Origin of the sequence: Bacillus sp. ISL-78 (genome assembly GCF_018613455.1) — a bacterium.
Taxonomy (GTDB): domain Bacteria; phylum Bacillota; class Bacilli; order Bacillales; family DSM-1321; genus Peribacillus; species Peribacillus frigoritolerans.
Map to the genome: position 1 here is coordinate 161,098 of NZ_JAGGQC010000026.1, position 11,333 is coordinate 172,430.

Annotated in this window: 11 protein-coding genes and 1 pseudogene; 1 reads left to right on the plus strand and 11 read right to left on the minus strand. The window is 43.1% G+C overall.

All coding sequences use genetic code 11. The annotated features are described in order from the left end of the window. Nucleotides 1-160: 160 nt before the first annotated feature. The 6 genes and pseudogenes from J7I96_RS21700 to pruA all read right to left on the minus strand — a co-directional run bounded on the left by J7I96_RS21700 (nt 161) and on the right by pruA (nt 5,887). Nucleotides 161-841 (minus strand): DUF975 family protein, encoded by a 681-nt coding sequence (locus J7I96_RS21700; protein WP_214924598.1) that lies wholly within the window; start codon nt 839-841, stop codon nt 161-163. A 439-nt stretch (nt 842-1,280) separates the two neighbouring features. After that, nucleotides 1,281-1,438, minus strand: a pseudogene (locus J7I96_RS28130) (amidohydrolase); the annotation flags it as partial. Nucleotides 1,439-1,547: 109 nt separating this feature from the next. Next, entirely contained in the window at nt 1,548-1,802 is a 255-nt protein-coding gene (locus tag J7I96_RS21705; RefSeq protein WP_095393313.1) for a biotin/lipoyl attachment domain-containing protein, read from the minus strand. A gap of 37 nt (nt 1,803-1,839) precedes the next feature. After that, on the minus strand, nt 1,840-3,105 hold the full coding sequence (locus J7I96_RS21710) for a Glu/Leu/Phe/Val family dehydrogenase (RefSeq protein ID WP_251025189.1): 1,266 nt from the start codon (nt 3,103-3,105) through the stop codon (nt 1,840-1,842). Nucleotides 3,106-3,127: 22 nt separating this feature from the next. Further along, nucleotides 3,128-4,321, minus strand: coding sequence for an ornithine--oxo-acid transaminase (locus J7I96_RS21715; protein WP_034309472.1), 1,194 nt, complete (start codon nt 4,319-4,321; stop codon nt 3,128-3,130). Between the two features lie 18 nt (nt 4,322-4,339). Then, complete coding sequence (gene pruA / locus J7I96_RS21720) at nt 4,340-5,887, minus strand: L-glutamate gamma-semialdehyde dehydrogenase (RefSeq protein ID WP_214770751.1); 1,548 nt, start codon at nt 5,885-5,887, stop codon at nt 4,340-4,342. Between the two features lie 381 nt (nt 5,888-6,268). Here pruA and J7I96_RS21725 point away from each other — a divergent pair, with 381 nt between their 5' ends. Next, nucleotides 6,269-7,681, plus strand: a complete 1,413-nt coding sequence (locus J7I96_RS21725) for a sigma-54 interaction domain-containing protein (protein ID WP_214924600.1) — start codon at nt 6,269-6,271, stop codon at nt 7,679-7,681. A gap of 604 nt (nt 7,682-8,285) precedes the next feature. On the opposite strand, the gene J7I96_RS21730 is transcribed toward J7I96_RS21725, so the two are convergent. The 5 genes from J7I96_RS21730 to J7I96_RS28475 all read right to left on the minus strand — a co-directional run bounded on the left by J7I96_RS21730 (nt 8,286) and on the right by J7I96_RS28475 (nt 11,321). Continuing rightward, a complete protein-coding gene (locus tag J7I96_RS21730) occupies nt 8,286-8,972 on the minus strand; it encodes an FMN-dependent NADH-azoreductase (RefSeq protein WP_214924602.1) in 687 nt (228 codons plus the stop codon). Between the two features lie 35 nt (nt 8,973-9,007). After that, entirely contained in the window at nt 9,008-9,856 is an 849-nt protein-coding gene (locus tag J7I96_RS21735) for a VOC family protein (protein WP_214924604.1), read from the minus strand. A gap of 4 nt (nt 9,857-9,860) precedes the next feature. Continuing rightward, entirely contained in the window at nt 9,861-10,265 is a 405-nt protein-coding gene (locus J7I96_RS21740; RefSeq protein ID WP_214924610.1) for a DoxX family protein, read from the minus strand. A 137-nt stretch (nt 10,266-10,402) separates the two neighbouring features. After that, entirely contained in the window at nt 10,403-11,221 is an 819-nt protein-coding gene (locus J7I96_RS21745; RefSeq protein ID WP_214924612.1) for a nicotianamine synthase family protein, read from the minus strand. Then, nucleotides 11,199-11,321: a hypothetical protein gene (locus tag J7I96_RS28475; protein ID WP_285289422.1), complete on the minus strand. Its 123-nt coding sequence runs from the start codon at nt 11,319-11,321 to the stop codon at nt 11,199-11,201. The genes J7I96_RS21745 and J7I96_RS28475 overlap by 23 nt, the downstream gene beginning before the upstream one ends. Nucleotides 11,322-11,333: the final 12 nt, after the last annotated feature.

Below are 11,333 nucleotides of genomic sequence, written 5' to 3' on the forward strand. Positions count from 1 at the left end.
AGCCTCCTCGGCGCCTTGCGCCTGCGGGGTCTCCCCTCGACGCGCTTTTCCCGCAGGAGTCTCGCACCTTCCGTTCCAATCAACTATGTTTTGAAATTTTAGGTAAAACCACTTTTGTCTATAAATTTAAACCGATAGCCAAATGCTATCGGTTTATCTTTTACCCCTCTATTTGTTGATCATCGTCAATATCCTCTTGAGGCACAATCAATTCTTCATAGAATGCAGCCGTTGTTGTTCCTGCATAAGGAATCAACCATAGTAAACCAATTCCCAGCGTGAACATGCAAAGGATGCCCCACCCGATGAAGCTTAGGTGCATAAGGAAATACTTCCATTTCAAGCCCTTCATCCTTTTTTTGCTCTCTGAAATGGCTTCAAGCACCGTGTATTCAGGATGATCCTTCAATAAGAAAAACTGCTGCGAATAAGCGATGGCCTTGACGATACCCGGAATGATTAATAATAATGACCATAAAAAAATGAAAATTGCTTGTAAGATGGATGCCCCAATAAGCTTGAAAGAGGTCTTTCCATCTTTATAGATTGCGAACACTTCAGGAGTGCCAGGGTTTCCTTGCCTAACTAAATTCAGGTAGAACCAAGTGGTTGAAATGGTAAGCGGAACTAAGGCAATGGAAAAGACCATGCTGAAGATATCAGACCATAACGGTGTTTCTTCCTGCATGAGCCATTCTGAAAACCCACCGCTTCCGATCACTTCGACAATTAAAGGAAAAACGAGGTTGATCAAAAACAACAGCAACATAAGCGAAACAGTTACTCCCCATTTCCCCCCCAACGACTGAAGGGCTTTCCTCTTTAATTCTGAGATTCTCATATTCTGATTTAACTCCCCTCTTTTAAACGGCGGAATTCTGAATGTAAATATGGTTAGATTCAGAAAAACCACTATTTATTTGATGTATAAATCTCAATTGGTATTTAACATACTGACTTCCAGTCGTGGGCTTAAATTCCTAGAAAGCGCACACGGGTAGAGTCAACCGGTTTCGAGCAACCATGATCCACTCCTTTCTTGCCTTGGTACTGGCTTGTAAAAGTTTATGAAAGGGAATAAGACAATATGCCCTTCCAAATCAAAAATACCTTCGCGGAACCATCCCCTGTTAAGACGTATGGCCAGCGAAGGCGGATGTATTCATCTCGGTTAAAAGTCCTTATGTTAATCTAGTTCTTTGTTCCTTTTCCCAGGTAGACCGGATCGGGCCACTCATATAATCCATCCCAAATCCTTTCGAAAGGATTGGATAGAAATGTTAACACCCGTATTCCATGGCAACTTCGTCAATAGTAAACCGTGGATGATGGTGGGGATAGGTTATCCCTTTTCCTCATTCCCAGCTCCTATCAAGAAATAATTGCTAGGTGCTATCTATTGGAAAGCCGAAAAGTCCTCATCGCCATCGTTTTTTCTTTACAAACTTTTTCCTGGCTTTGTCATCAGCTTATAAATGATCACAACAAAAAAAGAGCATCCCAAAGCAGAAATCGCTTCCGCCTTTGGAACACCCTCTTTCCTATAATCAATCAGAGCCAGTTATAATAAAATCGTCTTGGAGCAAAGCTAAAGGAAGCTTTCTATTAATAGGATCCCCTGCCGAAACATTAATTTCAGTAATGTGACCACTGGCACCTATTGAAACATCAATCAATTTCCCATCTTCCGTCTTCACTAAAAAGAGCCTTTCCCATTCATAAACATAGGAATCCTTTTGAACGTAAACTTGCTCGACGGTCCCATCTTGAGCACACTCGATGGTATGAATCGGTTTTAACACGGAATCACTCCTCCACTCCCCATTATTAGACTATAGCTTATACCCAGCCGCGGAATATCGAGGCTTCTGCCATTTTTCTGACACCCACCATATACGCTGCCAGCCTCATATCCACTTTTCTCGTCTCGGACATTTCATAGATTTGATTAAATGAGTTGACCAATAACGCTTTTAATTTGGTTTGGACCTCTTCATCTTCCCAATAATAACCTTGATTATTTTGAACCCATTCGAAGTAAGAAACTGTCACACCGCCTGAACTTGCCAATACATCAGGTACGAGAAGCACATTGCGTTCCGTCAAGATCTTGGTTGCCTCCAATGTGGTAGGTCCATTCGCGGCCTCTACGACAATTTGGGCTTTGATAAGATGGGCATTTTCTTTGGTGATTTGATTGGAAATGGCAGCAGGCACTAAAATATCACACTCCTGTTCCAGGAGCTCCTGGTTGGTGATTGTATGATCGAATAGTGTCGTTACCGTTCCAAAGCTATCCCTTTTATCAAGTAAGTAATCGATATCCAGACCCTCAGGTTTATAGATGGCACCATATGCGTCCGATATGCCAATCACTTTCGCACCTGCATCATGCATGAATTTGGCCAAAAAGCTTCCTGCATTCCCAAACCCTTGGACGATGATGCGTGCACCTTTCAATTCTATGCCCTTACGCTTAGCCGCTTCCTCGATACAGATGGTGACACCTTGTGCAGTCGCCTTTTCCCTGCCGTGTGAACCGCCCAGTACCAGTGGCTTACCTGTAATGAAACCAGGAGAATCGTGTTCTCTTATTCTACTGTACTCATCCATCATCCATGCCATGATTTGTGAATTCGTATAAACATCCGGGGCCGGGATATCTTTAGTCGGCCCCACTATTTGGCTGATTGCCCGAACGTATCCACGGCTAAGCCTTTCCAATTCACCGATTGACATTTGGCGCGGATCACAGATGATGCCGCCTTTTCCTCCGCCATATGGCAGATTCACGATTCCGCATTTCAAACTCATCCACATTGATAGTGCCTTGACTTCTTCCTCATCGACTTCAGGATGAAAACGGATTCCGCCTTTCGTCGGACCGACAGCATCGTTGTGCTGGGCACGGTATCCAGTGAAAATCTTCGTCGAATTGTCATCCATCTTAATTGGGATCCGGACGGTCAGCATCCGCAGAGGTTCCTTCAAAAGCTCGAACACTTCTTCAGAATAGCCAAGCTTATCCAGTGCCTCCTTGATTACGACCTGTGTTGAATCAAGCAAGCTGGCAGTTTCTTTTTCTTCTTTGATTGTTGTACTCAATGGAATTCACCTCATAGGTATATTAGGATAAAACTTTTTTAATGCGTTCGATTGCCCAATCCAAGTCTTCTTTAGTAATCACTAACGGCGGAGCAAAACGGATAACTGTATCATGTGTTTCTTTACATAGCAGTTTTTCTTCTTTAAGCTGCTCACAATAAGGTCTTGCTGCTTCTGTTAGTTCGACTCCGATGAATAAGCCTCGGCCGCGGATGTCTTTAATCATCGGATTCTTGATTTCTTTTAAACTATCCATAAAGTATTGTCCAAGCTCCAAAGAACGTTCCGCAAGCTTTTCTTCTTCAAGGACTTCCAATGAAGCGATGGAAACCGCACATGCCAATGGATTGCCGCCGAATGTAGAACCATGGGAACCAGGATTGAATACGCCAAGGATTTCACGGTTCGCAGCTACGCAAGAGATTGGGAAAACCCCGCCGCCCAGCGCTTTACCTAAAATGTACATATCGGGAACTACTCCATCCCAGTCAGAGGCGAACATTTTTCCTGAACGTCCAAGTCCTGACTGAATTTCATCAGAAACGAATAGGACATTATTTTCTTTACATAAGTCGTAAGCTTCTTTTAAGAATCCTTGTGGCGGAATGATGATTCCGGCTTCACCTTGAATCGGTTCGATTAAAAATCCAGCCGTTTGCGGTGTAATCGCTTCTTTCAATGCATCAAGATCGCCGTAAGGGATAAGCTTGATCCCTGGCAGCATCGGTCCAAAGCCCCTTCTATATTCATCATCGGATGACAAGGACACGGCTGCCATCGTACGGCCATGGAAGTTCCCGATACAAGCAATGATTTCAGCTTGGTTTTCTGCGATCCCCTTAACATCATAGCCCCAGCGTCTAACAGCTTTGATGGCTGTTTCAACAGCTTCAGCACCAGTATTCATAGGCAGTGCCATGTCTTTTTGCGTAATGCGTGAAACCATTTCATACCATGGTCCTAATTTATCACTATGGAATGCACGGGATGTCAATGTTACGCGATCAGCTTGTTTTTTTAATTCGTCAATGATTTTCGGATGCCTGTGGCCTTGGTTCACTGCTGAATAGGCACTAAGCATATCCATATATTTGTTGCCTTCAGGATCTTCCACCCAAACTCCTTCTGCCTTCGAAATGACGATTGGAAGTGGATTATAATTGTTTGCACCATATTGTTCTGTTTGCTCGATTAATTTTTCCGTTAAAGTTGTCATGTTGATTCCCCCTAAAATTTATAGCGTTTCAGATGTTGTTTTACCTTGAAGATGAAGAACTAAATAATCAGGACCGCCCGCTTTTGAATCCGTGCCTGACATATTGAATCCGCCAAATGGCTGGTATCCTACAATGGCACCAGTACAGCCGCGATTGAAGTACAAGTTACCTACGTGGAAATCCTCACGCGCTTGTTCGATATGTTCAATGTTGTTAGAGATGACTGCACCCGTTAATCCATAATCCGTGTTATTGGCAATCTCGATTGCATGATTGAAATCTTTTGCCTTACAGAATGCAACCACCGGTCCGAAAATCTCTTCTTTCATGACACGTGCGTTTTCATCCACATCGGCAATGATGGTTGGCTGGATGAAGAAACCTTTTGAATTGTCTCCTTCTCCCCCTGTAACAATTTTCCCTTCTTCTTTACCGATTTCAACGTAGCTCATGACTTTATCGAAAGCTGCTTGATCGATGACCGGACCCATGAAGCTGTTTAGATCTGTTGGTTCCCCGATCGTTTTTTCTTTCGTTAATTCAATGGCACGATTCAAGACTTGGTCATATACATCTTCCACTATGACAGCGCGTGAACAAGCAGAACATTTTTGACCTGAGAATCCGAATGCAGAAGCGACGATTGATTGTGCCGCCAATTCCAGATCAGCCTCTTTATCAACTACGATCGTATCTTTACCGCCCATTTCAGCGATGACACGTTTTAACCAGATCTGGCCTTCATGTACTTTTGCGGCACGCTCATAAATACGGATACCGACATCACGAGATCCGGTAAAGCTGATGAAACGTGTACGAGGATGATCTACCAAATAATCGCCTACTTCGGCACCGCTTCCTGGAATGAAGTTCACGACTCCTGCAGGCATGCCCGCTTCTTCCAGCACTTCCATGAATTTAGCTGCAATGACCGGTGTTGTACTGGCCGGTTTCAATAAGACCGTATTACCTGAAACAAGAGCAGCCGTCGTCATGCCTGCCATGATCGCAAACGGGAAGTTCCAAGGTGAGATGATGACACCCACACCAAGCGGAATATAATTGAAAGCATTGTGTTCAATCGGACGGCTTTCCACTGGCATGCCGTCTTTAAGCTTCAGCATTTGACGTGCATAGTATTCCATGAAATCGATCGCTTCCGCTGTATCTGCATCCGCCTCATTCCAAGGCTTCCCTGCTTCTTTAACCAATAGAGCCGAGAAATAGTGTTTTCTTCTGCGAACGATCGCTGCAGCCCTGAATAAAATGTTTGCACGCACTTCCGCTTTCGTTTTTCTCCAAGTTTGGAATGTCTTATCTGCCGCTTGCATCGCTTGCTCAGCAAGATCTTTATTCGCTTTGGATACGGTTCCGATAACTTCTTCTTTATTTGCTGGGTTTACAGAGGTAATGACTTCATCAGTAAACACTTTTTCACCATTAATGATCAGCGGATATTTCTTCCCTAGATCATTAGCTACATCATTCAATGCCGCTTGAAAAGCTTTATTGTTTTCTTCGATTTTAAAATTAGTAAATGGTTCGTGTTTATATGTTTGGACCATTATGTCTCATCTCCCTAAGTTTATGTTTTTACTTCTCGCTTATTAAACAAGCAAGTTCCGTGCCAACTTTTCATTTTTTTGAAAAAATAATGTTTTTTCTTGAAAAATGCAATGAAATTTAGCACTTTAAGGGCAAAACTGGCATAGTATGCCATTATTTTTTGCTCTAATCCCTATTTTTGTCGCTTAAACCTTACACTTTTTATTAATGCAACTTTCATGCCAACTAGAAAAACCATAAAAAACAGCGCTTTTTCACTTTTTCCGCAAAATATTTTTGCACTTCAATGCAAAATAATCTTGCTGTGCAAATTTTATTTGCGCCTTTACTTCAATTCATCTACAATAGCTCTAAGAAAAGAAGAAAAACGGGAGGCATTCATGAATTTAGATCAAATCATTAAAATAGATGGTTTCCAATCCATCCTCTATTCGCTTGTGGATGTAATCGATACAGGGATACATATAATCGATATAAAAGGGCGGACGATTGTATATAACAAGAAAATGGCAGAAATCGAAGGAATGGATTCAGAAGAAGTGTTAGGGAAGAAGATTCACGAAATCTTTAAATTCAAGGAAGAAACCGAGAGTACATTAATAAGGGCACTTCATTCGGGGAAGACAACCGAGAACTCGAAGCAGACTTACTTCAATAATCTTGGTCAGGAAATTACAACGATCAATAATACGTTTCCGATTTTGGATCAAAAGCAAAATATCATCGGGGCCATTGAAGTGGCAAAGGATATAACGAATCTGGAAAGAATCATTAAAGATAATATATTGAATAAGGGCGATACCAAATATACGTTTGACAGCATCATCGGAACGAGTGAAAATTTCCTGGAAGTCATAGAAAAGAGCAAGCGCTCGACCAGAACGGCATCCTCCATCCTCATCGTTGGGGAAACGGGCACCGGAAAAGAGCTCTTCGCCCAAAGCATCCATAATGGCAGCAGCCGTTCGACACAACCTTTCATCAGCCAAAACTGTGCTGCCCTGCCAGACAGTCTAATTGAAGGAATACTCTTCGGCACAAAGAAAGGCGCCTTCACCGGATCGATCGAAAGGCCTGGATTATTCGAACAGGCACAGGGCGGTACCATCCTGCTAGATGAAATCAACTCATTAAATCCGAACATGCAAGCGAAATTATTACGGGCCCTTCAAGAAAGGACGATTCGCCGTGTTGGGGATACTAAGGATAAAAAAATTGACGTCAGGGTCATTGCAACGATAAATGAAGATCCGATAGATGCCATTTCAAATGACCATTTACGAAAGGATTTATACTACCGATTAAGTGTCGTTTCGTTATTCATCCCGCCTCTTCGTGAACGGAAAGAGGATATTCCTTTGCTGGCGCAATCCTTCATCGAGAAATTCAATGCGCTGTTCGAATTGAATATAGAAGGGATCAGCGAAGAAGTCTACTCGCTTTTTTATGATTACGACTGGCCCGGAAACGTAAGGGAACTTGAACATATCATTGAGGGAGCCATGAATTTAATGGAACCTGGCGATACAAAGATTGCCATCACCCACCTTCCGGCTCTATTTAGGAAGAAAGCACATTTGGAAGACATTCATCCCGGAAGAAAAGAGACTCATGCAAATGGAGATTTACAGGATTCTACCTTATCTCTTGATGATTATATCGCCAATACTGAAAAGCAATACTTGGAGAAGATATTGAAGGAACATGGCATGAATATCTCCCAAGCAGCCAAGGCCCTGAATATTAGCCGCCAAAGCCTTCAATACCGTTTGAAAAAGTATCAGGTCAAATAAAACATCATCCCTGCACAAAGAAGGCCCCATTGATATGGAGGCCTTTTGTTTATCTGCGGAAAGGGGAGCGGGTTTAGGAAGTTGATCTCCACTCCAGGCACTCGCTTTCCGCGGGCGGTCCGGGAGCCTCCTCGGCGCTCCTTGCGCCTGTGGGGTCTCCCTTGGACTCGCTTTTCCCGCAGGAGTCTCGAACACCCGCTCCAATCAAATGGAATGTTTTTTATAAAAACTGTGGTCACATTCCGAATCCCTAACAAGAATTTAACGAGGAAATGATTACAATGAATTAAAAACAAGAGTTGGTATTACTCCATGATTTTGCATTTGCAACACTCCTGCCGAATAACTGGCTAGCCGAGACCTCCCAGACGCTTGCGTCGAGGAGGCTTGCGTCGAGGAGGCTTGACAGACAGTCGGCGGAAAGGGAGCGGATTTCTGAAATCAGCTGAAATGTTTTTCAAATAAAAAACACCCCGTAAATGTTAGTTTGGTGTCTAACATTTACGGGGCAGCTCAAAGTCGCTTTCCACGAATTTGTCTACAGTCTAAAGGCCCCCATTGATATGGAGGCCTTTCTTTGCCTGCTATTCTTTTCACTTTGCAATCAGAATGCTTCAGCCGCTTTTGCAACGTTTTCCAAACCATCCGCGATTATTTTTTGTGACCGATCCGGATACTGATTATGGCCTTCAATGACCACGGTCTCCGGATTGTTGATTCCCCATAGCCCAATGATATTTTTCACTAAACCCACGGCCATTTCAGCGGAAGCCATTCCTTCTAATGCATAATCAGAACCGCGGGCATTCAATAGCATGACTTTTTTATCTCCAGCATACCCGACAGGACCTTCCGCCGTATAATTGAACATTTTACCGGCTTGTGCCAAATAAGATAGATATGTGATTAACGGTGCAGGAACCGTTGAGTTCCATAGAGGGAAAGCGAATATCACTTTATCCATGGCCATGAATTGATTTAAATATTGGTCAACCAGTTTGGCGGCATTTTCCTCTTCAGCTGTCAGTTCAATACCTTGGTTGCGTTTATATAGTCCGGTAATCGCCGTGTTTCCATAATAAGGAAGATTTTCTTTAAATAAATCCAGCTCGGTCACTTCATCCGCACGGTGCGTCTCTTTATATGTTTGTAAGAATGTGTCGTACATTTTCGTGCTGATTGCCTGATCTGAAGGACGATCATTCACTTTTACGAATAATACTTTTGTCATTTTCCCATTCTCCCCTGCCGCGGTTTCTTTATTTCCAAATAATCTGCTTAAGAATCCCATTATCCTCTCACCATTGCTTTCTATATTATTATCATTTAAACGACTAAATGAATCTCATTGCCTGATGGATCTGTTACAGCGAAAAACCCTTCTTTTTCCGTGACGACAGCCCCGATTCCTTCCAGTTGCTCCGTTACTTTGATTCTCGCTTCCTCGTCTGCATATACGAGTGTATACCAGTTTAGCCCCACACTATTTTCCTTCGGGGCAGGGGCGCCAACGCCATTCCATGTGTTCAATCCGATGTGATGATGATATCCGCCGGTTGAAGTGAAGAGCGCTCCTCCATATCGATTCACGACGCTAAACCCAAGACCTTGCATGTAAAACTCCTCCGTTTTACGTAAATCCGCTACATGCAGATGTATATGCCCCATCAAGGTACCTGCAGGCAGTTTGCTCCACTCACCATCGCTTTCTTCCAGCAGGTCATTCCCATCCAGCGGATCCGTGCCCATTTCGACCTCCCCACCGGCCCATCTCCAATTAGTGGATGGCCGGTCAGAGTATACTTCGATGCCATTTCCATCCGGATCGGTAATGTACAGCGCTTCACTCACTTCATGATCCGCCGCTCCAAATGGATATTTCGTTTGAAGTAAATGGCGTAAAAAAATCGATAAGTCGGCACGGGTTGGCAGCAACAGGGCAAAGTGATATAAGCCCGTCGTCCTTCCTTCTTTCGGAATCACATCCACGGGCTGCTCAAGTGTCAGCAACGGGGTTTTTCCGTCTGTCGTCAAAACAGCTTTCCGGTCGGTTTTCTTCAATACTTGGAGACCGATGATTTCTTGATAAAACAGAATGGCCTTATTTAAATCCAATACATTTATACTGACCTCGCCAACAAAGGTAATTGGTTTTTGATGAAACTTTTTATCCATATTGTCACTTCCCTTTTTTATTGAAAATCACATGATCCAAAGAAAGAACCGTGCGGTTTGCACACGCTAGATAGACAGACATCGCAAGCAGTGCCAAGTCCAGTTCGTAACCCGCCGCTTGCCCGTTTCCAAGAAAACCGGCAGGTAATTTAGCCGTGAAAATCGCCCCCGCCATAATGACCGCAAATAGGACGGAAACGATTCGTGTTCCCAAACCCAGTATAACCGCAAGTCCTCCAATCAATTCGATTCCTGCAACGATGTATGCCATGAAGCCAGGAATGCCAAGACTGTCGAAAAATCCCGCCGTATTTCCTATGCCCCCTTGAAACTTTGAAACGCCGTGAATGAAAAAAGTAAGACCTAATATCACCCTTAAAAAAACTTGGGCTGCAGCATTTTTATTCATGTATGAATTCTCCTTTTGTTGGTTACTTTATGTAAGTAATTATATTTTCATAAGCTTATAATGTCAAGTAAGTTTATTGGAATTTCTTTTTCCCTAAATAAAAACGAATTGCCGAAGCAACTCGTTCCATGGTGCCACTATTTAAATGTGTAATAAACGGTTGAATTGATGATGAAGGAATCCGCAACGGTTCTCCCGACTTCCTCACATGCCACCTTACTGAATTTTGTTGCATCAACGGGCTCATATAATAATTGATGAATGCCGTCCACCGACCGTATTGCGACGGTTGCATCAGGGTTTGTCCGATATATCCGTTCCAGTATTTCTTCTTTATTAGGAACCAGGCTGGCAATCCACACCAGGTCGAACCCCGTGTAGTCATGAAGGGCGCCATCATTCAAAATATATTCTGAATCCCCTTCTTTATCCAGTTCTTGGACGATTCGCCGGCCAAGTGAATGGGCTTGTTCATCTATATCGAGACATGTCATTTTCGCACCCAACTCCCGTTGAAGCAGCAAAGGACTTAATGGCAGAGGCCCCGTCCCTACAAAAGCAAATGATCGAATATCACTTTTCACCTTATTCAATTCATTGATTTCCGTTTGAATCAGTTCTTTGTAGTTATCCCAATAAATGAAAGAACGGAAGTCATCCAGGGAGTCCACTCTGCCAACAAATAATTTAGCATAATGATTCTCCATCAATGTTTCAGCAATCGTCAGCTTTTCAAGCATGGTATCCCGAATCGATCGGATTTCATCATGATTAAGAATTTCTTGTGCAACATGCAGGTCCAACGGTTTCGAAATAATCGAAACCAGTTCAGTTAAAACGCGATTGATGATTTCGTTATTTGGTGATAAATCATCTTCTTCTAGTAAAATTTTATAAGTATCCAAATATGTATGAATGATTATTTCCTGGTTTCTAGACCATTTGATCGTTTTCAAGGCACACACTCCTATTTGGTTCCACCGCGCCTATCAATGGCGTCGTTATCGTCGATATGGTCAGAGGAATGGCCAAGGCCAAATATGATCGATGGTTCACCTTACTTCCTCC

What these genes read in the sequence shown, in the direction of transcription:
- J7I96_RS21735 (WP_214924604.1), bottom strand. Translation starts at nt 9,856, where the DNA reads ATGGATAAAAAGTTTCATCAAAAACCAATTACCTTTGTTGGCGAGGTC.
- J7I96_RS21730 (WP_214924602.1), bottom strand. Translation starts at nt 8,972, where the DNA reads ATGGGATTCTTAAGCAGATTATTTGGAAATAAAGAAACCGCGGCAGGG.
- J7I96_RS21715 (WP_034309472.1), bottom strand. Translation starts at nt 4,321, where the DNA reads ATGACAACTTTAACGGAAAAATTAATCGAGCAAACAGAACAATATGGT.
- J7I96_RS21725 (WP_214924600.1), top strand. Translation starts at nt 6,269, where the DNA reads ATGAATTTAGATCAAATCATTAAAATAGATGGTTTCCAATCCATCCTC.
- pruA (WP_214770751.1), bottom strand. Translation starts at nt 5,887, where the DNA reads ATGGTCCAAACATATAAACACGAACCATTTACTAATTTTAAAATCGAA.
- J7I96_RS21700 (WP_214924598.1), bottom strand. Translation starts at nt 841, where the DNA reads ATGAGAATCTCAGAATTAAAGAGGAAAGCCCTTCAGTCGTTGGGGGGG.
- J7I96_RS21740 (WP_214924610.1), bottom strand. Translation starts at nt 10,265, where the DNA reads ATGAATAAAAATGCTGCAGCCCAAGTTTTTTTAAGGGTGATATTAGGT.